Source organism: Adlercreutzia equolifaciens DSM 19450 (genome assembly GCF_000478885.1).
Classification (GTDB): domain Bacteria; phylum Actinomycetota; class Coriobacteriia; order Coriobacteriales; family Eggerthellaceae; genus Adlercreutzia; species Adlercreutzia equolifaciens.
The window spans coordinates 417,307-442,949 of record NC_022567.1; the positions used below are offsets into that span (position 1 = coordinate 417,307).

Genomic DNA, 25,643 nt, shown 5'->3' on the forward strand with positions numbered 1-25,643 from the left:
AGGTTTAGCAATTCAAGATAGAGAGTGCTAAACTGCACGGGAACTATTTACCGTGCCCGACGTGCCAGTTTCACCAGAGAGAAAGCATTCGCAGAAGGGCACCAACCCAAGGAACGAGGCAACCATGTCATTCGAGAAATTCACGGACAAGGCGCGTAAAGTGCTTGTCCTGGCTCAGGATGAGGCGCGCTCGCTTCACCAGCCCTACGTGGGCACCGAGCATATCCTGCTCGGCCTCATCCAGGAGAAGGACGGTCTTGCCGCCCAGGCGCTCGACCGCTTGAACGTCAGCTACGACGGCGTCGTTCAGGCCATCCGCCAGGTGGTCACCATCGACGAGGACACCGACGTCTCCGGACATCTCTCCTTCACGCCGCGCGTCAAGCGCGTGCTGGAGAACTCGCTGCGCGAGGCCATGCAGATGGGGCAGTCCTACATCTCCACGGAGCACTTGCTGCTCGGCATCGTGCGCGAGGGCGAGGGCACGGCGCTCGAGGTGCTGGGCCGCCTGAACGTCTCCGGCGACGACGTGCGCGGGGCGCTGAACGATCTCGTGGGCCAATCGCCGGTCTACGCCGGGCGCGCGGGCTTCGATGGCCCGGCGAGCTCGTCGGATTCCATGCTCACCGAGTTCGGCACCGATCTCACCAAGAAGGCCCGCGAGGGCAAGCTGGATCCGGTCATCGGCCGCGCGTCGGAAATCGAGCGCGTCATGCAGATCCTCTCGCGCCGCCAGAAGAACAACCCGCTCATTCTGGGCGAGCCCGGCGTGGGCAAAACCGCCATCGCCGAGGGCTTAGCCCAGCTCATCGTGGCCAACCAGGTGCCCGACATCCTGCGCAACAAGCGCCTTATCACGCTGGACGTGTCCGCGCTCGTGGCCGGCTCGAAGTACCGCGGCGAGTTCGAGGAGCGTCTGAAGAAGGTCATCAAGGAGGTCATGGACGCCGGCGACGTGCTGCTGTTCATCGACGAGATCCATACCATCATCGGTGCCGGTTCTGCGGAAGGCTCCATCGATGCGGCCGCTATTCTGAAGCCCCCGCTGTCCCGCGGCGAGATTCAGATCATCGGCGCCACCACCCTGGAGGAGTTCCGCAAGCACCTGGAGAAGGACTCCGCGCTGGAGCGCCGTTTCCAGCCGCTCACCATCAACGAGCCCAACGAGGAGCAGGCCGTGCGCATCATGGAGGGCCTGCGCGACAAGTACGAGGCGCACCACGGCGTGCACTTCACCGACGAGGCGCTGACCGCTGCCGTGCAGCTGGCCAACCGCTACATCCAGGATCGCTACCTGCCCGACAAGGCCATCGACGTCATGGACGAGGCCGGCGCCCGCATGCGCATCCGCAACATGACGCTGCCCAAGGAGCTGCGCGATTTGGACGAGAAGCTGCGGAAGGTGCGCGCCGACAAGGATCGCGCCATCGGCGAGCAGCAGTTCGAGCGCGCCGCCGAGCTGCGCGACGAGGAAGAGGCCCTGAAGCAGGAGCGCGAAGAGGCCGAGAAGAAGTGGGAGGAGGACACCTCCAAGACCGTGCAGAACGTCACGGTCGAGGACATCGCCGACGTGGTGTCCATGTCCACTGGCGTGCCCGTGAGCAACCTCACCGAGGCCGAGACCGAAAAGCTGCTGCGCATGGAAGGCGTCCTGCACGAGCGCATCATCGGCCAGGACGAGGCCGTCACGGCGCTTTCCAAGGCCATCCGCCGCTCCCGCTCGGGCTTGAAGGATCCGAAGCGCCCCGCTGGTTCGTTCATCTTCCTGGGCCCGTCGGGCGTGGGCAAGACCGAGCTTTCCAAGGCGCTGGCCGAGTTCCTGTTCAACTCCGAGGACGCGCTTCTGTCCTTCGACATGTCCGAGTACATGGAGAAGCACACGGTGAGCCGCCTGGTGGGTTCGCCTCCGGGCTACGTGGGCTTCGACGAGGGCGGCCAGCTCACCAAGGCCGTGCGCCAGCGCCCGTACTCGGTGGTGCTCTTCGACGAGATTGAGAAGGCGCATCCGGATGTGTTCAACATCCTGCTGCAAATTCTGGAGGAGGGGCGCCTGACCGACGCCCAGGGGCGCACTGTGGACTTCCGCAACACCGTCATCATCATGACCTCGAACGTGGGCGCCCGCGACATCACCACCACGACCACGCTGGGCTTCTCGAACTCGGGGCAGAACGGGCTTTCCGACAAGGAAATCAAGAGCCGCGTCATGCACGAGCTGAAGAACGCCTTCAGGCCGGAGTTTTTGAACCGCATCGACGAGATCATCGTGTTCAAGAGCCTGACCGAGGACGAGATCGTGCAGATCGTCGACCTCATGGTGGCCGAGCTGCGCGAGCGCATGATCGCCCAGAACATGACCATCAACCTGGACGACGCCGCCAAACGCCTCGTGGCCAAAGAGGGCACTGACACCGCCTTCGGTGCGCGCCCCTTGCGTCGCGCCATCCAGCGCATGCTGGAGGATCCGCTGTCCGAGCAGATTCTCGAGGGCCGCTGGACGAGCGGTTCGGTGGTGGACGTCACCGTGTCCGAGGACGGCGAGGAGCTGGTGTTCTCCGAGGGAACCGGTTCCATCCCGGCGCCCCGCAAGCGCGACTCCATCGCCCGTGACGCCGAGCTTTTGCTGACGAACTACGACCTGGGCCACGCCGGCGTGGGAAGTGGCCGCGGCGCCGGCACCCCCGCCGGTTCCCTGGCGGGAGGGGAATAGGGTCGTTTTCGGCTACCGGCGCTTGCCCGAGCGTATTGCCGGGCGGCCGCGATTTGCTCGGTGCACTTGTGGCTCGCCTCGCAGGCTGGGTCTTGACGAGCGCACTGCGCTCCGGTTGCGCAGCATGTGCGGATTTTGCTGTATGGCAGGAGGCTCTCCGGAGCCTCCTTTTTACGTGCTGGCGTTGCCGTCCCAGCGTTGCCGTCCCAGCATTGCCGCCTCGGCGTTGTCTCGGCGCGCTGTTTCCGGAAACGCTGCGGTAAATGCCAGTTCGACCCCGAAATGGCCGACACTTCGCTTCAGAAAAGGGCCCCAATTCGGCCATTTCGCCCTTCAACTGGCATTTTTGCTCATGGTTGAAGGCCATTTCGCCCTTCAACTGGCATTCAGGTGAGAAAATTCGAAAATCCCTCTGATGGCTTATACTATAAGCAAGTATCAGAGCGTGCCCTCGTGGTCTTGCGCTCGAACGCCACGCTATCGCCATGGGAGGATTTATGCCGAACATCATCGATCCCGTCACCGAGCCCTCGGTTCTTCGCGAGCCGTCCTTTTGCATGGATGAGCTCGATTTCGATGCCCTGAGCTCGCCGCTTCTGCAGCTGCAGGGCAAAGTGGACAAAAAGCCCCAGACGGCGGCCATCATTCTGGCCGGTGGCACAGGGGAGCGCTTCGGCAAAGAAGGTGGCAAGCAGCTGGTGGAGATTGCCGGCAAGCCCATCCTCACGTGGTCGGCCGAGGCCTTCGACGCGGTAGGCGATGTGGGGCTCATCGTCATCGTGTGCCCCGAGGAGCGCATGCACGAGTACTTGTCCCGCGCCATCGACCCGTTTCCCTTCGTCACGCCCGTGGTGCTCGCGCCCTCGGGGGCCATTCGTCAGGAGTCGGCGTTCTCGGGGCTCGAGATGGTGGGCGACGAGTACGAGTACGTGGTGCTGCACGACGGTGCCCGGCCGCTCGTGTCGCCAGACCTCATCGAGCACACCATCAACATGGTCAAGGGCAACTTCGATGCCGACGGCGCCATTGTGGCGCATCCGGCGGTGGATACGCTGAAGGTCGTGGAAGACGGCGTGGTGGTGGGCACCCCCGACCGGTCGGTGTTCTGGAATGCTCAGACGCCCCAGGTCTTCCGTGCGGGCATCTACCGTCGCGCCCATGCAAGTGCGCTGTCTGACGGGTTCGTGGGAACTGACGACTCTTCGCTCATCGAGCGGCTTGGCGGTAAAGTGCTGATCGTGGAAGGGAAGCGCGACAACATTAAGCTTACGGTGCCCGAGGACTATGTGCTTCTCGCCAGTGCCGTCCGCACTATGCTTTTGAACTCCGAGCATAGGTAACGGTCGACGAAGACGGCATTTTCTGCAGCAAATCGCGAGTTATAAGCGTCTGGAGCTTGCTTCGTTCGAGACATTCAAAAGCTGCGAATTTCTGACCTGGGGTTTTGCTGGGCGGAAAACCTGGAATGCGGCGAAGCGCATCGCGCAGACGCTTATAACTCGCGATTTGCTGCAAAATCGGACCCTTCCAATGACCGAGAGGGAAATGAGAAGGGTTCTCAACGGCGACATACATGATGGAGGAAGGCGGAAGGAGCCGGTATGAACGACCTGCGAAATCTTCGGACGGGGCTGGGGATGGATGTGCATGCCTTTGCTCCGGGCCGCAAGCTCATCTTGGGCGGGGTGGACATCCCGCACCATCAGGGGCTCGACGGGCACTCCGATGCCGACGTGCTGGCCCATGCCATCTCCGACGCGCTGCTCGGTGCTGTGCGCGGGGGCGACATCGGGAAGCTGTTCCCCGACACCGACCCGGCCTACAAGGATGCCGATTCGCTCAAGCTGCTCGCCGAGGTGGCTCGCTTTGTGCGCGAGCGTGGTTTCGAGATCATCGACGTGGACAGCGTCATCGCCGCCCAGGCCCCGAAGCTCTCGCCCTACCGCGAGGCTATGCGCGAGAACCTGGCAGCGGCCATGGGAGTGCCCGTGGAAAACGTCGGCGTAAAGGCCACCACCACCGAGCACTTGGGCCACGAGGGTCGCGAAGAAGGCATCACCGCCTATGCCACCTGCCTCGTGTGCCGCATTTAACGACCATCAGAACCTAACCTGAACCTTCGACTACGCACCGGAGAAGGCGGCCTTCTACGTCCTGCGCGTCCGCTGGGTGAGCGACGTCGGCGAGGTGAGCCCCGCGAGCGTCTTCGCTGAGCTGCAGGCGGGCGAGTGGGAAGACGCTCGCTCGGCCGCCTCGTTGCCGACACGACTGAAGCGCCAGCGCGAGCTGTGCAGCTTGACCCAGGAGGAGTTGGCTGAGCGATCGGGGATAAGCTTGCGCTCCATCCAAATGTACGAGCAGCGGCAGAAGAACACCAATCGCGCCTCCGCTGAGGCGGTCTACCGCCTCGCCTGCGCCTTGCGCTGCTCCATGGAAGGGCTGCTGCAGTTTTAGGTTGATTCTCGCAATCCCAAAATCTCTCCCAAGCGTCGCACATTTCTCCGCTCTCAAGCGTATTGTCTGTGAAAGGCCTTTTGTGGAAGGCGGTGACGGGGCGGCAAGCTAGCGGCTGCGGCGTTGGCGCCTTCCCTTTCGGACGAGAAGGAAACCTGTGGACAACCGCCAGTACCGACAGATCGTCGATGCCCACGCCGACATGGTGTACCGCATCGCGCTCAATCAGACGCGACGGGTACCCGATGCTGAGGACGTGGTGCAGGTGGTGTTCCTGAAGCTCTACGAGAAGCCGCCGATGTGGCTTGATGACGGGGCCGAGCGTGGCGGTCGAGCCATGGCGGCCGGAACCGAGCGCGAACCCGCCCGCGACGAGCGTCTGCGCGCCTGGCTCATCCGCGTCACGGTGAACGAGTGCAAAAGCCTCTGGCGCAGCCTGTGGCGCCAGCGAGTGGAGCTGCGGGAGATCCGCGACGGCGACGCGCCTCCCTTCGAGGAGCCCGCGTTCGCCGAGCCGGCTCACGAGGCGCTGTACGCGGCTTTGGGCACGCTGCCCGAAAAGTGCCGCATTGTCGTGCACCTGTTCTACTTCGAGGACATGGGCACCCGCGAGATCGCCGAGGTGCTGGGCATTAAGGAGCCCACGGTTCGCACCCGGCTCGTCCGAGCAAGGAAACTACTGAAACAGTCACTGAAGGAGGCGTGGGAAGATGAGCAACCAGAGCCAATACAAAGCCATGATGGGCGAGGTCCATGCCTCTGCTGACCTGATAGGAAAGGTTAAGGGCATTCCCATGGAGAAGACGAAGAAGCGTACGACGGCCCTGAAATTCGCGACCGCCACCTGCGCGGCATTGCTCGGGGTATTCGTGGTTACCAACGGCGTCTGCTATGCTGCCACGGGCGAGACCTGGGTGGAGAAGGCCACGGTCTACATCAACGGCGAGCCAGTGGAGATGGACGTGCAGATGAGCCAGAACGGCGACACTACCGTCGGCGAGATCAACTACACGGTGGAAGGCGCCGATGGCGAAGGCGGCGAGGTGCAGATGACCATGATCTCGGAGGGCGGCGACTTCGACGACACCACCTACGAGATTCACGACTACACGGTGGAAGGCGCCGAAGACGGATCGCCGAACGCCGACGACATGGTGCTCGAGTCCACTGATGGCCACGTGGTTTTAGCCCCCGAGGGCGTCGAGCCCATCGACCTGACCGACCAGCTGGCCACTAACGGCGCCGCCATGGGCACTTATGACAAAGACGGTGCCACCTACGTGTACCAGGTAAGCGGCGAGCCCGGCAACTGGCACGCCTCCGTGCATCTTGAGGGCGTCGATGCCGAAGCTTCCCCGTCCGCCGCTGCCGAGGCGCGATAGAGTTCCGATAGAACGGTTGTAGAATTCCGCCGCGCATCGTGCGCGTCCCCTATAATCTCCCGCGCGGGCGCAGTCCCTGCGGGAGATTTTTGTGTGGAAGGAAGCGGTTATGGCGAGGTTGACGGAGCGGGCCTTCGAGAACGCAGTGGTGCGACTGCGCGACGGTCAGGGCGCGCTGGGTCAAAGCGCGTTGGATGTGTTGCACGAGCAGCGGGAGGAACTGGCGAACCAGATGCTGGCGCGACTGGCCGGCAGCGATGAGTTCGCCGCTATGCTGGAACGCAACTTCGGACCTTACCGACGCCTCATGACCTATTACGAGTGCGCCATGATGGAGGTGGAGACGAAATTCCGCGTACTGGACGCCGAGTTCGGGCTGCAGCACGATCGCAACCCCATCGAGTCCATCAAATCGCGCTTGAAAAGCACCGACAGCCTGGCGAAGAAGCTCGCCCGCAAAGGCTTCCCCATGTCGGTGGATTCCATCGAGGAGAACATCTTCGATGTGGCGGGCGTGCGCGTGGTCTGCACCTTTCCCGAAGATATGTTCTCTCTGGCCGAGTCGCTGCTTTCCCAGGATGACGTGATCCTTATCGAACGGCGCGACTACGTGGCTTCCCCGAAGCCGAGCGGGTACCGCAGCCTGCACCTTATCATCGAGGTGCCCATTTTCCTCGAACGTGAGAAGCGCTCGGTGAAAGTGGAAGTGCAGCTGCGCACCATCTCCATGAACTTCTGGGCCTCGTTGGAGCACCAGCTGCGCTACAAGAAGAACCTTCCCGACGAAGAGGCCGCGGCGGTGGCCGCCGAGCTGGCCGATCTGGCCGAGACCGCCGCCGATCTAGATCGCCGCATGCAGGCGCTGCGCAACTACTTGGACGACGGGGAAGAGTAGGGGCAGACAGTGCTCGTGCTCACCTTGTAGCCTGAAAGTCTCGCACTCCATATCATTCCCGATCGGTAATAGAACCGCCCAAATTTCCTTTTCATTCCCGATCGGTAATGATATAGTTCTCGATCGGCAGATATTCCCGATAGGTAATGAGAGCGTCATGCGCATTAACTCGATGAAAGTCCTGGGGCAAGCCATTCGTGCGCGTCGCAAAGAGCTCGGCTATTCGCAGCAAGAGATGGCCGAGTATTGTGGGTGCGGCACGCGCTTCATTTCCGATTTGGAGAACGGCAAGGAGACCATTCAGTTTGGCAAGGCCCTCGACGTAGCTTCTATGCTCGGGCTCGACCTGAGCATAGACGTGAGAGGGGCCGCGCGGTGAGTGACCTGCTCGAGTAGCTGCGACGATTCTTGAGGAATTGGCCGGCTCGATGGAAGCGGCATTTGAGACGGCTGCTATCGAATTGGCAAAGGTTGGCGCGGGCGACGACGCCTACGCCATGGCGCAACGCATCGTAGCGGGCGCAGCCAAGCGTAAAGACGTCATGCTAAAAGCCGTTGGCTTGTTGAGCTGATGTTCGTGCTTTAATCGCCTGTGTCGCAAAGGTGAGGGTGCTTTCTTGCGCTACAATGGCTCTCATTCTGAATGAACGCCCGAAGGAGCTTTTATGATCAAGCTGTACGATACGCGCCGCCGCCAGAAGGTGGATTTCGAACCCGTCGAGCCCGGGAAGGTGTCCATGTACGTGTGCGGTCCCACGGTGTACAACCGCATCCACATCGGCAACGCGCGCACGTTCATCTCCTTCGATATGATTCGCCGTTACCTCAGCTGGCGCGGCTTCGATGTCACCTTTGTGCAGAACGTGACCGACGTGGACGACAAGATCATCCGCCGGGCCGCCGAGGAAGGGCGCACCGCTGCCGAAGTGGCCGAGGAGTACACGCGCCTGTTCATCGAGGACATGCGTGCAGCCGGCGTGCAGGATCCCGATATCCGCCCGAAGGCCACCGAAGAGATCGACACCATGATCGCCCTCATCGAGCGCCTCATCGAGCGCGGCCACGCCTACGTGTCGGAGGGCGACGTGTACTTCGACGTGCGTTCCTATCCGGGTTACGGCCAGCTGTCCGGACGCGATATCGACGAGGCGGAAAGCGGCCACCGCGAGCTTCGCGCCGACGGCCAGGGCCTGGAGGAGCGCAAGCGCGACGAGCTGGACTTCGCCCTGTGGAAGGCCGCCAAGCCCGGCGAGCCGGCGTGGGCGTCGCCCTGGGGCGAGGGCCGTCCGGGGTGGCACATCGAGTGCTCGGCCATGTCCGAGAAGTACCTGGGGCTGCCCTTCGACATTCACGGCGGCGGGGCCGACTTGGTGTTCCCGCACCACGAGAACGAGCGCGCCCAATCCGAGTGCGCCTGCGACAGCACGTTTGCCAACTACTGGATGCACTCCGGCATGCTGCAGATCGCCAATGCCGAGACGGGCGAGACCGAGAAGATGTCGAAGTCGCTGAACAACTTTTTGCTTCTGCACGAGGTACTCGAGCAGGTGCGGCCGGCCGCCCTGCGCATGCTCATGCTGCAGAGCCATTACCGCAGCCCGCTCGTATTCGGCGAGCAGCGCGTGGCAGAGGCCGACGCGGCCTTGACACGCATCGAGAACGCCGTGAGGGCCCTGGACTGGCTGCTGGAGACCGGCGCGCCCCGCGGCGAGGCGGCCCTCGAGCCGGAGACGGCGGCGGAGGCGCTCGCGGCCACGTTGGATGCCGCGGCCCTTTCCGATCGCGTGGCCGTTCTGCGCGACGGTTTCACCGAGGCCATGGACGACGACTTCAATGCGCCGGCGGCCCTGGGCGAGATCTTCTCCTTCGTGAGCGACGTGAACGCGCTCGTGGCCGATGCGAAGACCCTTGCGGCCGAAGAGGCCGCCGCCGTGCGCGCGGCGCGCGACGCCATTGTCGAGCTCATGGACGTGCTCGGCATCGACGTGGCGGCCGCCGAGGTAGGGGAGGCCTATCCGGTGGAAGTGGTTGCGCTGGCCGCCGATCTGGCCGGCTATGACGGCAACGATCCGGAGATCGCCGTGGCGCGCCTTCTGGAGGCTCGTGCGACGGCCCGCAAGGAGAAGAGGTGGGCCGTGGCCGACGGCGTCCGCGACGGCCTGGCCGGCTTGGGCTTCATCATCGAGGACACCCCGCAAGGCGCCCGCGTTACCTACGAGGGGTAGCGCTCCCTCGCCGTCCGGCGGGAGTCGCCCGGCGTTTTGGCTTGCGGGCCGCCGTCGCAGCCTCTCGCCTTTCAGGAGGAATTGCAAAGAAACGCCCCGGCGCAGGGAGGGAAGGCGCCGGGGCGTTTTGAATTGGTCGGCGCTTGCGAGGGCGCCGTCGGAGTAGGCGGTAAGGTTAGGCCATCTGCTTCACGACATGCATGGCCTCGGTCATGGTGCGACCGCAGGCGAAGCCGTGGAGCTGGTCGGGGTAGCAGCCGGAGAACACCGAGCCGGAGCAGTCGCCCGCCGCGTACAGACCCTCGATGGGGTTGCCGTCGGCATCGAGCGCCTGGCAGTCCTTGTTGATGCGGATGCCGTCGATGGTGGTCAGCAGCGTGCCGCCCAGGGTCGCGCCGTAGAACGGGGGCGTGCGCAGCTCGGAGAGGCGATAGGCCTCCTTGCCGAAGTCCGGATCCTCCTGAGCGTCGAACAGCTCGTTGTAGCGCTCGCACTCGGCAAGGAAGTTCTCCTTGGCCTGACCGGCGAATCCGAGCTTGTCGGCCAGCTCGTCCAAAGTGTCGGCTTTCTGCAAACGACCGTCCTCAATCTCCTTCTCGAAGAACTTGTCCAGGTCGTAGGAGCCGTCCTCCCGCTTTACGCCCAAAACGCGGTTGCGGGTTCCAGCCGAGCATCCGAGGGTGTGGAAGCGCTGCACGTCATCGCCGAAGTTGCTGTCCCAAATCGACACGTACACACCTCCGGGCTGCTGAGCCGCTGCATGGGGCAGGTAGTCGTAGTCGGCAGACTCATTGGCGAAGCGCTCGCCGTTCATGTTCACTTTCAGGAAGGGCTGGGTTCCCGGCCCGAATTGCCCGTTGCCGGGAAACTGGGGCATGCCCGCCTCGATGGACTCCTCGGTGTAGCCGGCTACGGTGCCGGGAGCCACCAGGCCGCGGTCGAAGATCATGGTGGCGGAGGTGAGGTCCTTGACCGCGCCGGCCCACAAGGCGGCCTTGATGCCGCCGCCGGTGTTGTTCTGGTTGTAGCCGAGGGCGGTCACCGAGGCGGTCGTGATGGGGGAAAGCGCCGTGAGCATGTCGGGATTGGCGGCATATCCGCCCGTGGTGAGCAGCACTCCCTTTGCGGCGTTGATCTGCACATAGCCGTCTTTGGTGTTGAAGATGGCGCCAGTCACGCGGCCGCCGTCCTCGCGAACGAGCTTGGCAAGCTCGTGGCCGAACGTCACTTCCTTGCCGGCCTCATGAAGGTGCTTTTCGAACAGCACGTTTCTCTCGTCGAAATCACGGCCGCCGTTGTCATCTTCGTAGTGGTGCTCGAACGGGGGAGTGTAGAAGGGAGTGCCGCCCATGCCGTCGGGCATTTCGAACTCGTCTGCGACGACGTGCGCCCCGGCGCCCTCCATGATGCCGTTGACGAACTCGAACATGTCGTTGGATTCGTCCATCCACATACGGATGAGACGCTGGTCGCAGTTGCCCTGGGAGTAGCGGATGATTTCGCCAAGCAGGCGCTGGCGGTCGACTTCGATGCCCTGCTCCTTGAAGGGGCGGGTGCCCAGAGCGGCGAACCAGTGGCGCGTGGCGCCCACGGTCTCGCCCTTCTCGCAGATGATGAAGTTGACGTCCTGGTCGGTGGCGTAGGCGGCCGCGGCCATGCCGCCGTTGCCCGCGCCCACGATGAGCAGGTCGCATTCGCGGGTCTCTGCGATATCGCCCTCGGCGATTTCTGGAGCGCTTCCCAGCCAGTCGCCTGCGGGCTGCGCGTTCGCCTCCTCGGTGCCGGTGGCGGCCATTGCCTCGGTCTCCGAGACGCTTTTGGGCGCACAGCCGGCGAGTCCCATCGCCGCAAGGGCGCTGACGGCAGCGGCGCCGCCAAGGAAGTTGCGTCGCGAGATGGTCGATGAACTTTTCTGCATGGTTCCCTCCTGAACGTAAGTTGGGTCGCGGCGTGTTTCGTCTGCTGTAAGCGCCGCATTGACGATGGGCATCTTAGGAGGCCCCGCCAGCGAACGCACCACCCCAACAGGGGGCTTGAGGCCGGTAGAAGCCGTTTTGCTGGGCGAATCACCCCATTGGGGGGAGCGCTCACCCCTGCAGGACAACGGCTGAGGCGCTACAATGGAGCCCGCATGAGCGAAGGAGGGCGCAGGGATGAGTTGGTCGGCGAAGAATGCGAAGTCCATGTTGGTGGTTTGCGTGGCAGCGGCGCTGTTTCCCTTTGGCGCCCACTTTCAAATGGCGGGGGTGTATGCCGCCGTGGCAGACTACGGAGCGGGATTGCGCGAGGCGAGCACGGGGCTTCGCGTCATACTGTTTCTCCTGCTGGTCCTCGTGGCCTCGTGGCGGCCTCGGATTCTCGATCAACGTACGCTGGGCGTGGCCTCCATCGGGTGTGCGCTGACGTCGTTCGTCGCGCTGGAATTGGCCATTCCTTCGGTCAACGTGGGCTTCAGCGCCGTGGGTCTGGCCTGCTCCGGCGTGGCGACCGTGTGGGCTGGTGCGCAGCTGGCTCTAGCATTTATCAGGCTCGACTCATTAAGAGAGGCCGTTGTGGCGGTGAGCGTCGGTTCCCTTGCGGGTCGGGCGGCGGCCGGCGTGATACCGGCTTTCGACCCCCACGTGGCTGTGGCACTCTGTCCGATTATCCAAGTTGTCATCATCGCTCTGCTGTACAAGGGCAATAGCGGCACGCTGACCGCCATTGCGCATCAGGATGCGCCGGTGGATGTGGAGCTGGCGAACCCCGCCTCATTTCTGCCTCCCGTCAGCGGCCTTTTCCTATGCGCGCTTCTGTTCCATATCGCCTCGGGTTACGGGCTTGCCCTTGGGGAAGGCATCGCCTTGGAAGGGCCGCAGGTGTTTCCCGTATTCGTCCTGGCGGGCATAACCGTATGGCTGCTCTTCGGCCGGGCCGACGAGAAGGCCGACTCTTTGTTCTCGATTTCTTTCTTGCTGGTCACGGCAGGTTACCTGAGTGCCCCTTTTGCGGTGTTGGTGGGCGCGAATACAGCCCACGCCCTCATCAACGCGGGTACGTTCTGCTTCGATGTGCTGGCATGGATCGCCGTGATTGCCATAGGCCGACGCAACGTGCTCGCGCTGCTGCCGACGTTCGGGCTTTTGCGCTGCATGATGAGCCTCGGCACCTTGCTTGGCGCTACGATCGGCCATATGTCGAGCAGTCTGGTGGGCACGAGTCCTATGCTGATGCAGGCGATTGCCGCAGGGATGCTGTTCTTGTTCGTTGCGGTTACCTGGGTATGGCTCAGGGACTTTAGTTTTTCCCAGACGATTCGGGGAATTGAGCTGCTGCCGGAAGGCGGAAGGCTTCAGGTGGCCCCCTCGGGCGATTTCGCTGATGGCGCGGCAGGGGCGGTTGTGTGCCGTGGCTTGGCGGGGAATCCCGAGATGCCTGAGGGACGTGACGGCGTTGCGGCGGATACTCGCGACGAGAGTCTCTCGAAGGATTCCGTTATCCCCGATGAGAGGGAGAGCCGTTTCGATGCCCGCTGCGCGGAGCTTGCCTGCGCGGCCGGTCTCACCGAGCGGGAAAGCGAGATCCTGGCTTTTTTGGCCCGCGGTCGCAACGGCCGTTACCTCATGGACCACTACGTAGTGTCCCGCAACACGGTGAAGAGCCACATCAAGCACATTTATGCCAAGCTTGGCGTTCATTCCCAGCAGGAACTCATCGACCGCGTGGAACATGGGGAGTAGGACGGGTCGTGCCGTGCGTTCGTCGGGATGACGGAAGGATGGGTGCACGGGATAGGGCCTATCGCGTAGAATGGCGGCATGACTAATTCTTCGAAGATAACCATGGAGCTTCTCGCGCCGGCTGGCGGGATGGAGCAGCTGCGGGCCGCGGTGCTGTTCGGGGCCGATGCGGTGTACCTGGCGGCCGACAAGTTCGGCATGCGCGCCCGGGCGGCGAACTTCCGCATGGAAGAGATTCCCGCGGCAGTGGCCTTCGCCCATGCCCATGGCGTGAAGGTGCACGTCACCTGCAACATTCTCATGCACCCCGACGATATTGACGGGCTGCCGGAGTACTTTCGCGCGCTCGATGCGGCCGGGGTCGACGCTCTCATCATCGGCGACTTGGGCGCCTTCGCTGTGGCCGGCGAGGTTGCGCCGCGCATCGAGCGCCATGTGAGCACCCAGGCTTCCGTGGCCAATGCCGCGGCGGCGCGGGTGTGGCATTCCCTGGGCGCCAAGCGCGTGGTATGCGCTCGCGAGATGTCGCTTGCCGACATTGCCCGCCTGCGCCAGGACGCGCCACCTGATCTGGAGATCGAGGCCTTCGTTCACGGCGCCATGTGCATGGCCGTCTCGGGTCGCTGCCTTATCAGCAGCTACCTCACGGGCCGCTCCGGCAACAAGGGTCACTGCACCCAGCCCTGCCGCTGGAGCTACCAGCTGGGTGCTGCCGCGCCTACGGAGTTCGCAGCGGAAAAGCGCCCCACAGAATTCCTCCTAGAAGAGGAGAAGCGCCCCGGCGAGTTCTTCCCCATCGAACAGGACGATCGCGGCACCTTCATCATGAACGCCAAGGACATGAACATGCTCGCCCACCTGCGCGAGCTGGCCGATGCGGGCGTCGATTCCATCAAAATCGAGGGCCGCAACAAGAAGGCCTTCTACGTGGCGAGCGTCGTGGGTGCCTATCGCCGCGTGCTTGATGGCGAGTTGCCCGATGGGGTAGCCGACGAGCTTCTGGCCGTGTCGCACCGCCCCTATGGCACCGGCTTCTACTTCGAAGAAGCCGAGCAGGCCCCAGCCTACGACGGCTACGAGCAAGAGACCATGCACATGGCCGACATCGTCGCCTGCGAGGGCGGCTACCTGTACCTGTTGTGCCGCAACCGTTTCGCGGAAGGCGATGAGCTGGAAACCCTCGCGCCTTACGAGCCGGCCCGCACGATCACCGTGCGCGACCTGCACTGGCTCAACACCTTCGGGCCCGATGTTCACGATGAGGACGCTCCCACCACGGTGGAAGAGGCCCTGGCTCGTGCTACCGCCGTCGACTGGGAGGCTGCCGCGGCGGCCAACCGCTCCTGCAACCTGTACCGTATGCGCGCAGATGCCCCTGTGGTTCCGGGCGCGTTCCTGCGCAAGCGCACCTTCCGCCGCTCCGCCCGCCATGGCAGTTAGGGGAACGCTATGATCATCGTCGGCGATGTCATGAATATGAGGGCCTTCGACAGCATTTGGCTTGCGGCGCCCTGCGAGGGCGCGGCCGCGCGTGAGGTTACGGGCGTGGGCACGCTCGACCACGAGCCGTTCACGGGCGGCTACGAGGTGTTCACCCAGGGCGAATTCGTGTTCACCACGCTGGGTTTCGCCGACGTGCACCCCGATTTGGCCGAGGAGGCGCTGCTTGCCCTCGTCGAGCGCGAGGTGGCGGCGGTGGCCGTGAAGCCCGTGGTCTTAAAGGAACTGCCGCCGTCGGTGGCAGCGGCCTCGGCAGAGCGTGGCGTGCCCGTGTTCTTCTACGAGGGGCGCTACATGGAGCGGGTCATCGCTGACCTGATGAACCTGCTCGACGACGACGCCGCCGAATGGGAGCGCAATCACCTGATCGATCTTATCTTGGCGCCCTCCGACGAGCATGCCGTGCGCTCCACGTTCTTCACGATTGCAGGAGTGACCGGTGCCACGATCCAGTGCATGGCCATACGCGCCGTCACCGACGACGGTGCGTCGCTGCGCGCGTTGCAGAAGGTGGTGGAGGGCGTGCTTGCCGGTTATGGTGAGCGTTGGGACGATGTCGAGCGCACCTTCGTATGCCGCTACCGGGGGATGCTTCTGGGGTTCGTCTCCTTCAAGAGGCCCCCGCTCAAGGCTATTGCCATATCCGATGCCGACCTGGCAAAGTGCATCGCCACGGCGGGTCCTTTGGTGTGCGGCATCAGCCAGGAAGTGAGCCTGGGGGAGGGCGATCTGGCGGTGCGGCAGGCCATGGCGGCCCTGCGCACCGCCGAGCGGGAGGACGCCGGCATCGTGCGGTGGACGACCCTGCGCTTCGACGCCTTCCGCGCGGCGGCCCGAAGCGACCGCTTGTACGCGCGTGCTGCCGACCTTCTGCGCTCGCTTCTGTTCGATTACGATGCTGAGCACGATGCCGACTTGGGTGCGACGGCCGAGGCGTTCGCTGCCGCCTATGGCGAGGTGAGCCGCACGGCCGAGGCGCTGTTCCAGCACCCGAACACCGTGCGCTACCGCCTGAAGAAGATAAAGGAGGTCCTCTCCGTGCAGGACGCGACCGACCGCGAACTGGCGGCGTTGCTCGCGCTGGCGTACCTGACATAGCTCGGCTCCCGCATCATTGGGGCTATCGGCGCGAGGGAGGGGGCATGCTGTTTCTTTCATCGTCGCGAAGCCGATCTTGCAGACGATAATCTTGTGCAACTGCACAAATAGAAGCGCATGGGTTCATCCGATCGACCAAACGATGACCTTTATCGTGGGCCTAAACTAGGCGCCGTCGAAAGGAGAACCATCATGAAACTGTTCAACGACCAGGCCGTAGCCGCCGTTGCTTCCCTTGATTCCGCCGACGCCGCCTACTGCGCCAAGCTGGAGCAGCGCTTTGCCCATATGGGCATCAGCTCAAAGGCAGCCTCCAGCGCTGTGCAGTCGCTCGTCGAGGCCGATGCCGTGCCCCAGGTTGGCGTCTGGGCCGCCCTGCCCTCCGCGTTCAAGGGCCTTTTCCAGAAGAAAACCGAGGTGAAGCCTGTCGCCTCCGAGGCGTTCGAGGCTTCTCTGTCCGAAGCGCTCGCCTAGGTTCGTCGCAGCAGACGCCTCCGCTTCGCCGCATGGTGCCACCTCTTCGTCGGCCCCGTGCTGCCGCGCTTGCATCTGCTGCGTGCCCCTTGGCGTGTCGAGTCACCGACTCTCAAGCCTTGCCGGCTGCCAATTTCCCATCCAGGGCAGCCTCGGTTTTCCCAAACGCAAAGCGACCCCGCCAAAGTCGGCGGGGTCGCTTCAGGTAAGTTCAAGTAAGTTCAGGTAAGTAAGAGTAGGTCGGGAGTTGGCGGAGGGGGTGCCGCGCGCAGTTCATTGAAGTGCATTAGGAAATGCCGGAACCCCCGACGAGCCCTGCACTTCAATGCTGTTTGAGCACGGCACCCCCTCCGCCAACTCCCGACCGGACAACCAGGGTTAGTCCTCAACCTCCACGAGCTCGATGTCGAAGTTCAGGTCTTTTCCCGCCAGCTCATGGTTCATGTCGAAGGTGACAATGCCGTCTTCGATGGACTGCACGAACACGGGGAAGGGCTGGCCGCCCGGGCCCATCATGTAGACGGTCTGGCCGACGGGCAGCTGGTCGGCGTTGGGGATCTGATCCACGGGCACCTTCTGCACCATGGCGTCATCGCGCTCGCCATAGGCCTCGGCGGCGGGGATGTGCACGGTCTTCTTCTCGCCCACGGCCATGTCCTCCACGGCGGCGTCGAAGCCGGGGATCATCTGGCCGGCCATGCAGACAAACTCGATGGGCTCGCCGCGGTCCACGGACGAATCGAACTTGGTGCCGTCGTCCAGCGTGCCGGTGTAGTGAACCTTGACCTTCTTACCTTTGTTGCTCATGAGAGCTCCTTTCCAAAAGATGTGCGCCTAAGTCTAGCGGAAGGGGGCGTGCGGGGCGGGGAAGGGGCGCAACCTGCTCCAAGTTGTCATAAACGGAGCTTTTTGCCTTTGGGATGGCCCCAGTGGGGGTATGATGAAAACAATAACGAAAACGCTCATCTTTGTGCGCATGCTCAAGAAAGAGCTGATTATATAAACGGGCAGAGAGGAAGGAAGATTCTATGGGCTATCGAGCGGGAGTTGTGGGAGCGGCCGGTTTCGCCGGCATCGAGCTGGTGCGCCTGCTGTCGCGCCATCCTGAGTTCGATCTGGCGGCGGCAACCTCCGACGCGCTGGCGGGAACTCCTATCGCGAAGGCCTATCCCGCCTTCACCGGGGTAACCGATCTCGCGTTCTCCACCCACGAGGATACTGATTTCTCTGCCTTCGACGTGGTGTTTCTGGCGGTGCCCCACAAGGCGGCCATGGGCATGGCGCCCGACCTTATGGCCGCCGGCGTCACGGTCGTCGACCTGTCGGCCGATTTCCGCCTGAAGGATCCGGCCATTTACGAGAAGTGGTACGCGCCTCATACGGCCACCGATCTTCTGGCCCAAGCCGCCTTCGGACTGCCCGAGCTTACGGGCGATGAGTTGGCCGCCGCGGCCGAGCGCCGCGCTGCCGGCGAGGCCGTGCTCGTGGGCTGCGCCGGCTGCTATCCGACGGCCACCTCGCTCGCTGCGGCGCCCGCTATCCGCGCGGGGCTCGTGGACGCGGTGGCGCCGGTGGTGGCCGATGCCGTCTCGGGCGTGACCGGCGCGGGCAAGAAGGCCACGGAGCGCACCCATTACTGCTTCGCCAACGAGAACCTGGAGGCCTACGGCGTGGGCACCCATCGCCACACTCCCGAGATCGAGCAGATCTTAGGGCTGGAGGGCCGGCTCGTGTTCACGCCGCATCTCGCCCCGCTCAACCGCGGACTGCTGTCCACGGTGACGCTGCCGCTGGCTTCGGGGGCTGCCCCCACCACCGAGGAGCTCGTGGAGTTGTATCGCGACTTCTACGCGGCAAGCCCGCTCGTCTCCGTCATGGACGCCGGCGTGCAGCCCCGCACGGCGTCGGTGGCGGGAACCTGCCGCGCCCAAGTGGGCGTGGCGGTACACCCCGCCGGCATGATTGTGGCCACCGGCGCCATCGACAACCTGGGGAAGGGTGCGGCCGGCCAGGGCGTGCAGTGCGCCAACATCGTGTTCGGCCTGCCCGAGACCTGCGGTTTGGAAGAGATCGCCAACCCCGTGTAAAGCTGGAAGGGGACGAGAGTCGCAAGGCGCCGTCCCGTGGGAAAGAGAGGACCTATGACCGAGAACGACACTTTCGCTTTCGATCCTGAGGGCAATGCGGCCAGCGCGCTCGGCTTTTCCGCCGTGGGCGTGCACGCGGGCTTTAGGGCCGACCCGGAGCGTCTCGACATGGCGCTCGTCGTTGCCGACGAGCCCTGTGCGGCGGCGGCCACCTTCACGACCAATGTGTTCTGCGCGGCGCCCGTGCGCGTGTCCCGCGAGCATTTGGACGAGGGGGGCGCCGGATCTCCCGCCTACGGGTGCGCCCGGGCCGTCGTCGTCAACTCTGGCATCGCGAACGCCGCCACGGGCGAGATCGGTTTGGAAAACGCCCGCAAGACCGCCGAGCTCGTCGGTGAGGCCGTGGGCTGCCCGGCCGACGAGGTGCTCGTGGCCTCTACGGGCGTCATCGGCCAGCACCTGCGTCTTGAGCCCTTCGCGGAGGGCGTGCCGGCGGCGCTTGCGGCCATGGCGAAAGTGGCCGACGATCTCGTCGGCCGCACATCCCAGGGCCTGACGGCGGCCCGCGCCATCATGACCACCGACACCTGCCCCAAGCACGGCTCGGTCAGCTTCTCCGGCGACGGCATCGGATACCCGGGCGTCACCTTCACGGTGGGCGGTATGTGCAAGGGCGCGGGCATGATCATGCCGAATATGGCCACCATGATCGCCGTCATCACCACCGACGCGCCTCTCGCCGCGCCCGATCTGTCGCAGGCCCTCACGGCGGCGGTGAGCAAGAGCTTCAACAAAGTCACGGTGGACTCCGACACCTCCACCAACGACACCTGCTTCGCCCTGGCATCCGGCGCTGCCGCGCCCGACGGCCCCGCTTTCACGCCCGGCACGCCGGCCTTCGACGCCTTCCAGCGCGCCCTCGACCAGCTTGCGACGACGCTCGCCCGCAAGATGGCCGCCGACGGCGAGGGGGCCACGCGCCTCATCACCGTCACCGTGCGTGGGGCCGCTACGGCTGACGACGCCGATGCGGCTGCTCGTACGGTGGCCAATTCGCCGCTCGTGAAGACCGCCGTCTACGGACACGATGCCAACTGGGGCCGTGTTGCCGCCGCCCTCGGACGGTCCGGTGCTCGTTTCAATCAGGAGGACGTGGATATCGATATACTGGGCCTGCCCGTGTGCCGTGCCGGTCTGGTGGTCGATTTCGACGAAGAAGAGGCCCTGCGTCGCTTCGAAGAACCCGAAGTGGCCATCGAGGTGGATCTGCACGCGGGGGAGGAGTCGGCCACGATGTGGACCTGCGACTTCTCGCACGAGTACGTGACGATCAATGGAGACTACCGCTCATGAAATACGCTAACGAAGCCCGTGCCGAGGGCGTGCCCGTACGCACCGGCGAGATCCTCTACGAGGCCATGCCATGGCTCAAGCAGGTGACGGGCAAGACCATCGTCATCAAGTACGGCGGCTCGGCCATGGAGAACCCCCAGCTGGCTGCCGAGGTCATGGCCGACATCGTGCTTTTGAAGATCTTGGGCGTGAACCCGGTGCTCGTCCATGGGGGCGGCAAGGCCATCAACCGCGCCTTCGCCAAGTTCGATCTGCCGGTGGAGTTTGTCGACGGCCAGCGCGTCACCACCGACGACGCCATGGATCTTGTGCGCATGGTGCTCACGGGCGAAGTGAACCAGCAGCTGGTGGAGGCCATGAACGCCCATGGCAACATGGGAGTGGGCGTGTCGGGCACCGACGCGGGCATCATCGTGGCCGAGCAGGCCGATCCGCGGCTGGGGCGTGTGGGCAAGATCACGCGCATCAACACGCCGCTCATCGAGGACTTGGTGGCCGACGACTACATTCCCATCATCGCCTCCATCGCCATTGGCGAGGACGGTGGCTGCTACAACGTGAACGCCGACGTTGCTGCCGGCTACATCGCCGCGGCCATCGGCGCCCACAAGATCATCTTCCTCACCGATGTGGACGGCCTCTACGAGAACTACCCCGACCCCGACTCGCTTATCGCCGAGATGTCGCTGGGGGAGGCCGAGGCCATGGTGCGCGGCGACAAGCTGGCCTCGGGCATGATTCCGAAGCTGGCGAGCTGCGTGCGCGCCCTCGATTCCGGCGTCAGCGCGGCCCATATCATCAACGGCACGGTGCCCCATGCGCTTCTGCTGGAAATGCTCACCGACTCCGGCATGGGAACCATGGTGGGCGGCCTCGCTTCCGCCCAGTTCCTGAACGTCTCGCCGGTGAGCAAATTCGCCGCCAAACTCATTGAAAACCGTTAGGAGCATCCCATGACTCTCGCCCGCGAAATGGCTTTGGAATCCGAATACGTGATGGGCACCTTCGCCCGCAAGCCCGTGGAATTCGTCGAAGGCCACGGCATGACGCTCATCGACGATGCCGGCAACGAGTACCTCGATTTCCTCTCCGGCATCGGTGTCTGCAGCCTCGGCCACTGCCACCCCTCCATCGTGCAGGCCGTGAGCGATCAGGCGGCCAAGCTCATCCACGTGAGCAACTACTACTACATCGAGCACCGCGGGGAAGTGGCCCAGCTGCTGTCGAACATGCTGAACGCCTACGTCGATGAGCCGAGCCCCGAGACGTGGAAGACCTTCTTCGCGAACTCCGGCGCCGAGGCCAACGAGTGCGCCATCAAGCTGGCGCGCCTGTACGCCCGTCGCCGCACGGAAGCCGCCGGCAAAGATGCCGAGCTGGCCCCGCGCCTCATCGTCACGCTGGCCAAGAGCTTTCACGGCCGCACCTTGGCGACGCTTGCGGCCACGGCCCAGCCGGCCAAGCAGGAGGCCTTCCAGCCGCTGCCGGCCGGGTTCACGGCCACGCCCATCAACGATGTGGAAGCGCTCGAGCGCCTGTTCGAGACCCAGGGCGACCGCATCTGCGCCGTCATGATCGAGTGCATCCAGGGCGAGAGCGGCGTACATCCCTGCACCGAGGAGTTCGTCGGCGCCATCCGCCGCCTCACCGAAGAGCACGGTGCGCTCATGATCTGCGACGAGGTGCAGAGCGGCATCTTCCGCACGGGGCTGCCCTACGGGTTCCAGAACTTCGGGGTGCTGCCCGACATCGTCACCATGGCCAAGGGCATCGCCTCTGGTGTGGTGGCCGGCGCCTGCGCGGCCAAAAGCTCCATCGCGGCGGCGTTCGCGCCGGGCGATCACGGCACCACCTTCGGCGGCTCGAACATCGCCATGGCCGCGGCCCACGTGACGCTGTCCACGCTGCTCGCCCCGGGTATGGGGGCGCAGATCGAGTCGGTCGGCGCCTACATGCGCGAGCGGCTGGCCCGACTGCCCCACGTGCAGGAGGTGCGCGGCTTCGGTCTCATGAACGGTATCGACCTCACCCATGAGGCGCCGTCGGCTCCCGATGTGGTGGCCGCCGGCCTGGAAGCGGGCCTCGTCCTGAACGCCACCGGCCCCCATACGCTGCGTTTCCTGCCCCCGCTCATCTGCACGGAAGCCGACGTGGACGTGCTGGTTCAGAAGCTGGAGCAGTTGCTGTAAAACGCCATCACATCGAGCCATCATCGAGCGACCCTTGCACAAAAAGCTTGGGTCGCTCTTGTATATAAGTGCACAATTTCCCAGGTAAAATAAGCAAATTTTTGTGCAACTGCACAGCACAGTGCACAATTAAATTGCGCCGTTTCCGCAAAAATTTTGAAATTCGGGGTTGACGACTCATAAATTAGGGCATAATGCCGTCAACCGCACAGCCGAGGGCTTACGGCGCAAGGCGCCAGGGCCCCATAACTCGGACGGCTGCGCGTACTTGAAAGGAATTGTCACGATGCAGGCAGCAGCTCTCATAGCTTCCAAGCACAGCGGAATCGCTGCTGCTGCCCCGTGCCCCCAGTTCCTCGCCACGGCTTACGTCGACCGACGCCGACGTACCTCTTCTCTGCGACGCCGACGCGCGTAGCAGATCTTTTCGCGCGCTCAGCGCACCGCCGCGCGGCCCCGCCCGGGTCCGCCAAAGGCCGTGGCCTCCCGAAGTTCCTCTTCGAAACCTCAAGCACCATCGCGCAGGAACCCTGCGCATCGTCCCAGACGCGACTTCACGCCACGCCTTTCCATCGCAAAGCGAGCCGGGCACCCCATAAGGAAACCCAAAAGCAGCTCCCGACACGAAAGGCAACTCCCATGACCACGACGAACTCATCCCTTCACGACGCCCCGCAGATCTCCGCCAAGCCGGCCCCCGGGGAGAAGGAACGGTGCGTGCTCGCCTACTCCGGCGGCCTCGACACCTCCGTGTGCATCAAATGGCTGCAAGAGGAATACGATCTCGACGTCATCGCCGTCGTGGGCGACCTCGGCCAGGAGCACGAGGGCCTCGAGGCCATCAAGGCCAAGGCGCTCGCCACCGGTGCCATCGGCTGCGCGGTCATCGACATGCGGGAGACCTTCGCCAACGAGTACCTCGCCTGTGCCATGGCCGCCAACGCCATGTACGAAAACAAGTACCCGCTCGTGAGCGCGCTCTCGCGGCCGCTCATCGCCAAGCACCTCGTGGCGGTGGCCCACCAGTTCGGCGCCAAGTACGTGGCCCACGGCTGCACGGGCAAGGGCAACGACCAGGTGCGCTTCGAGTCCTCGGTGCTCATGCTGGATCCGGCGCTCACCATCATCGCGCCGGTGCGCAACTGGGATCTCGGCTGCCGGGCCGACGAGATCGAATGGGCGGCGGCCCACGGCGTGCCGGTTAAGGCCACCACCGACAAGCCCTACTCCATCGACGACAACCTGTGGGGCCGGGCCATCGAGTGCGGCGTGCTGGAGGATCCCTGGTGCGAGCCGCCGGCGGATATTTGGACCATGACGTGCGATCCGGCCTGCGCGCCCGACGAGCCCACCTACGTGGAAATCGAGTTCGATCAGGGCGTTCCCTGTGCGCTTGACGGCACTCCGATGAGCTTCCTCGACATCATCTACGCCATGAACGATATCGCCGGCACCAACGGCTACGGCCGCATCGATATGGTGGAGAACCGGCTCGTGGGCGTGAAGAGCCGCGAGTGCTACGAGGTGCCGGGCGGTCTGGCCCTCATCCAGGCTCACAAGGCCCTGGAGGATCTGTGCCTGGAGCGGGGCGTGCTGCACCACAAACTCGCCATCGAGCAGACCTGGGCCGAGCAGGTGTACAACGGCCTGTGGTTCTCGCCGCTGAAGGAGGCCTTCGACGCCTTCCTCGCCCACACCCAGCAATGCGTGTCCGGCACGGTGAAGCTGAAGTTCTTCAAGGGTTCCTGCACCGTGGTGGGACGCAAGAGCACCTACTCGCTGTATGATTTCGGCCTGGCCACCTACGATGCCGACGACGCTTTCGACCATCAGGCCGCCAAGGGCTTCATCGACATCCACGGCCTGTCCTGCAAGGTGTGGGCGAAAAACCGGCTCGCCACGGGCGCGCGCATGCCCTCCTACGACGACGTGAACCTCGCGAACACTGCTTACGGCAAGATGAGCGCCGTGGTGGAGGAAGCCGAGGAGATTCTGGAAGGCGCCGACGCCGTCACGGCCTAGGGACGCTCAACGAGCACGACAACGAGGGGAGCGGGCGGTCTTGAGGGGCGCCCGCCTGGCTTACCGATTTACCGAGGAGACACTATGGCACTGTGGTCTGGAAGATTCACCGAAGGCGCCGATGCCTTTACCCAGCGCTTCGGGGCGTCGCTGCCCGTGGATCAGCGACTCTACGTCGAGGACATCGCCGGCTCTATCGCCCATGCTAACATGCTGGCCGCCCAGGGCATCATCGCGACCGCCGATGCCGAAGCCATTGCAGAAGGGCTCCAGGGCATTCTGGCTGACATCGAGTCCGGCGCGCTCACGTTCGACGTGATGGAAAGCGAGGACATCCACATGGCCATTGAGGCGGAGCTGACCCGCCGCGTGGGGGATGCCGGGGCTCGGCTGCACACGGGCCGCTCGCGCAACGACCAGGTGGCCACGGACACGCGCCTGTACGCCAAGCGTCGCGCCGGCGAGCTCATGGCCGCCAACGTCGCCCTGCGCGAGGCGCTCATCGCCCAGGCCGAAGCGAACTTCGACGTCATCCTGCCGGGCTACACGCACCTGCAGCATGCCCAGCCGGTGCTGTTCTCGCACCATATGCTTGCCTACGTGCAGATGCTCGCGCGCGATTACGAGCGCCTCGCCGCCGCCCGCGACGCCGCCGACGCGTGCCCCTTGGGAGCCGCGGCCTTGGCCGGAACCACCTACCCGCTCGACCGCTTCGCCACCGCAGAGGCGCTCGGCTTCGACCATCCCATCCCGAACTCGCTCGATGCTGTGTCCGACCGCGACTTTCTGCTCGACCTCATCTACGCCTGTAGCGTGTCGTGTTTGCACCTGTCGCGTTTGTGCGAGGAGATCGTGCTGTGGTCGTCGGCGGAGTTCGGGTTCATCACGCTGTCGGATGCCTACTCCACCGGCTCCTCCATCATGCCCCAGAAGAAGAATCCCGATTTCGCGGAGCTCATCCGCGGCAAGTCGGGCCGGGTCGTGGGCGATCTGGTGGCCCTCATGATGACGTTGAAGTCGCTGCCGCTTGCCTACAACAAGGATCTGCAGGAGGACAAGGAAGGCGCCATGGACGCCGCCGACACCTTGGAGGACTGCTACACCTGCGCTGCCGGCATGATCGCCACCATGACGGTGAACGCCGACGCCATGGCCGCCCAGGCGAAGAAGGGATATCTGGCCGCGACGGATGTGGCCGACTACCTGGCCAAGAAGGGCCTGCCCTTCCGCCGGGCCCACGAGATCGTGGGGCATCTGGTGCTTCTGTGCGACCAGCGCGGCTGCGATTTGGAAGACCTCACGCTGGACGATTTCAAGGCGGAGAGCGATCTCTTCGAATCCGATATCGTGGAGTGCCTGAACCTGCCCGCCATCGTTGCCGCCCGCACCACCTTCGGCGGCACGGCCCCCGAAGCGGTGCGCGTGCAGCTGGCGGCCGCCAAGGCGCAGCTGTAAGGTGCTTGCGCATAGCTCGCTTTCAAAGGGCTGAGGCTCAGTCTGTTCCCTAGCTGGAAATAAGATACTCGTGATTATAA

General features: G+C 64.2%; 22 protein-coding genes. 20 read left to right on the plus strand and 2 right to left on the minus strand.

Annotated elements, in window-relative coordinates:
• Nucleotides 1-124: 124 nt before the first annotated feature.
• The 10 genes from AEQU_RS01355 (at nt 125) to cysS (ending at nt 9,666) form a co-directional block, all read left to right on the plus strand.
• On the plus strand, nt 125-2,710 hold the full coding sequence (locus tag AEQU_RS01355) for an ATP-dependent Clp protease ATP-binding subunit (RefSeq protein ID WP_022738881.1): 2,586 nt from the start codon (nt 125-127) through the stop codon (nt 2,708-2,710).
• A 497-nt stretch (nt 2,711-3,207) separates the two neighbouring features.
• The gene (ispD, locus tag AEQU_RS01360) at nt 3,208-4,050 is read left to right on the plus strand and encodes a 2-C-methyl-D-erythritol 4-phosphate cytidylyltransferase (protein WP_022738886.1); all 843 of its coding nucleotides are present in this window, start codon (nt 3,208-3,210) and stop codon (nt 4,048-4,050) included.
• A gap of 261 nt (nt 4,051-4,311) precedes the next feature.
• Nucleotides 4,312-4,803 (plus strand): 2-C-methyl-D-erythritol 2,4-cyclodiphosphate synthase, encoded by a 492-nt coding sequence (ispF, locus tag AEQU_RS01365; RefSeq protein ID WP_022738891.1) that lies wholly within the window; start codon nt 4,312-4,314, stop codon nt 4,801-4,803.
• A gap of 76 nt (nt 4,804-4,879) precedes the next feature.
• Nucleotides 4,880-5,164 carry a helix-turn-helix domain-containing protein gene (locus AEQU_RS01370; protein ID WP_022738896.1) on the plus strand — a complete coding sequence of 95 codons (285 nt, stop codon included), beginning with the start codon at nt 4,880-4,882 and terminating at the stop codon, nt 5,162-5,164.
• Nucleotides 5,165-5,321: 157 nt separating this feature from the next.
• Complete coding sequence (locus AEQU_RS01375) at nt 5,322-5,930, plus strand: RNA polymerase sigma factor (protein WP_022738900.1); 609 nt, start codon at nt 5,322-5,324, stop codon at nt 5,928-5,930.
• A gap of 28 nt (nt 5,931-5,958) precedes the next feature.
• Nucleotides 5,959-6,546 carry a hypothetical protein gene (locus AEQU_RS01380; RefSeq protein WP_022738905.1) on the plus strand — a complete coding sequence of 196 codons (588 nt, stop codon included), beginning with the start codon at nt 5,959-5,961 and terminating at the stop codon, nt 6,544-6,546.
• Nucleotides 6,547-6,655: 109 nt separating this feature from the next.
• Nucleotides 6,656-7,441, plus strand: a complete 786-nt coding sequence (locus tag AEQU_RS01385; RefSeq protein WP_022738909.1) for a GTP pyrophosphokinase — start codon at nt 6,656-6,658, stop codon at nt 7,439-7,441.
• Between the two features lie 157 nt (nt 7,442-7,598).
• Entirely contained in the window at nt 7,599-7,820 is a 222-nt protein-coding gene (locus tag AEQU_RS01390; protein WP_022738915.1) for a helix-turn-helix transcriptional regulator, read from the plus strand.
• A 49-nt stretch (nt 7,821-7,869) separates the two neighbouring features.
• Nucleotides 7,870-8,013, plus strand: a complete 144-nt coding sequence (locus AEQU_RS12570; RefSeq protein ID WP_022738917.1) for a hypothetical protein — start codon at nt 7,870-7,872, stop codon at nt 8,011-8,013.
• 93 nt (nt 8,014-8,106) lie between these two features.
• On the plus strand, nt 8,107-9,666 hold the full coding sequence (gene cysS / locus AEQU_RS01395; protein ID WP_022738918.1) for a cysteine--tRNA ligase: 1,560 nt from the start codon (nt 8,107-8,109) through the stop codon (nt 9,664-9,666).
• A 175-nt stretch (nt 9,667-9,841) separates the two neighbouring features.
• Here the strand turns inward: cysS and AEQU_RS01400 are convergent, their stop codons facing one another.
• Nucleotides 9,842-11,584, minus strand: a complete 1,743-nt coding sequence (locus AEQU_RS01400; RefSeq protein WP_022738921.1) for an FAD-binding protein — start codon at nt 11,582-11,584, stop codon at nt 9,842-9,844.
• Between the two features lie 235 nt (nt 11,585-11,819).
• Here AEQU_RS01400 and AEQU_RS01405 point away from each other — a divergent pair, with 235 nt between their 5' ends.
• The 4 genes from AEQU_RS01405 to AEQU_RS01420 all read left to right on the plus strand — a co-directional run bounded on the left by AEQU_RS01405 (nt 11,820) and on the right by AEQU_RS01420 (nt 16,457).
• Nucleotides 11,820-13,385, plus strand: a complete 1,566-nt coding sequence (locus AEQU_RS01405) for a helix-turn-helix transcriptional regulator (RefSeq protein WP_022738925.1) — start codon at nt 11,820-11,822, stop codon at nt 13,383-13,385.
• A gap of 78 nt (nt 13,386-13,463) precedes the next feature.
• Complete coding sequence (locus tag AEQU_RS01410; RefSeq protein ID WP_084280304.1) at nt 13,464-14,825, plus strand: U32 family peptidase; 1,362 nt, start codon at nt 13,464-13,466, stop codon at nt 14,823-14,825.
• A 9-nt stretch (nt 14,826-14,834) separates the two neighbouring features.
• A complete protein-coding gene (locus AEQU_RS01415) occupies nt 14,835-15,983 on the plus strand; it encodes a helix-turn-helix domain-containing protein (RefSeq protein ID WP_022738930.1) in 1,149 nt (382 codons plus the stop codon).
• Between the two features lie 192 nt (nt 15,984-16,175).
• A complete protein-coding gene (locus AEQU_RS01420) occupies nt 16,176-16,457 on the plus strand; it encodes a hypothetical protein (RefSeq protein WP_022738933.1) in 282 nt (93 codons plus the stop codon).
• Between the two features lie 378 nt (nt 16,458-16,835).
• Here AEQU_RS01420 and AEQU_RS01425 read toward each other — a convergent pair whose 3' ends face one another.
• The gene (locus tag AEQU_RS01425; RefSeq protein WP_022738937.1) at nt 16,836-17,264 is read right to left on the minus strand and encodes an FKBP-type peptidyl-prolyl cis-trans isomerase; all 429 of its coding nucleotides are present in this window, start codon (nt 17,262-17,264) and stop codon (nt 16,836-16,838) included.
• Between the two features lie 221 nt (nt 17,265-17,485).
• Here AEQU_RS01425 and argC point away from each other — a divergent pair, with 221 nt between their 5' ends.
• The 6 genes from argC to argH all read left to right on the plus strand — a co-directional run bounded on the left by argC (nt 17,486) and on the right by argH (nt 25,563).
• A complete protein-coding gene (gene argC / locus AEQU_RS01430) occupies nt 17,486-18,544 on the plus strand; it encodes an N-acetyl-gamma-glutamyl-phosphate reductase (RefSeq protein ID WP_022738940.1) in 1,059 nt (352 codons plus the stop codon).
• A gap of 54 nt (nt 18,545-18,598) precedes the next feature.
• Nucleotides 18,599-19,897 (plus strand): bifunctional glutamate N-acetyltransferase/amino-acid acetyltransferase ArgJ, encoded by a 1,299-nt coding sequence (gene argJ / locus AEQU_RS01435; protein ID WP_041714313.1) that lies wholly within the window; start codon nt 18,599-18,601, stop codon nt 19,895-19,897.
• Nucleotides 19,894-20,841 (plus strand): acetylglutamate kinase, encoded by a 948-nt coding sequence (gene argB / locus AEQU_RS01440; RefSeq protein WP_022738946.1) that lies wholly within the window; start codon nt 19,894-19,896, stop codon nt 20,839-20,841. The genes argJ and argB overlap by 4 nt, the downstream gene beginning before the upstream one ends.
• Nucleotides 20,842-20,850: 9 nt before the next feature.
• Nucleotides 20,851-22,086, plus strand: a complete 1,236-nt coding sequence (locus tag AEQU_RS01445; RefSeq protein WP_022738949.1) for an aminotransferase class III-fold pyridoxal phosphate-dependent enzyme — start codon at nt 20,851-20,853, stop codon at nt 22,084-22,086.
• Between the two features lie 639 nt (nt 22,087-22,725).
• A complete protein-coding gene (locus AEQU_RS01450; protein ID WP_022738953.1) occupies nt 22,726-24,108 on the plus strand; it encodes an argininosuccinate synthase in 1,383 nt (460 codons plus the stop codon).
• Between the two features lie 84 nt (nt 24,109-24,192).
• Nucleotides 24,193-25,563 carry an argininosuccinate lyase gene (argH, locus tag AEQU_RS01455; RefSeq protein WP_022738957.1) on the plus strand — a complete coding sequence of 457 codons (1,371 nt, stop codon included), beginning with the start codon at nt 24,193-24,195 and terminating at the stop codon, nt 25,561-25,563.
• The last annotated feature ends 80 nt before the right edge of the window (nt 25,564-25,643 follow it).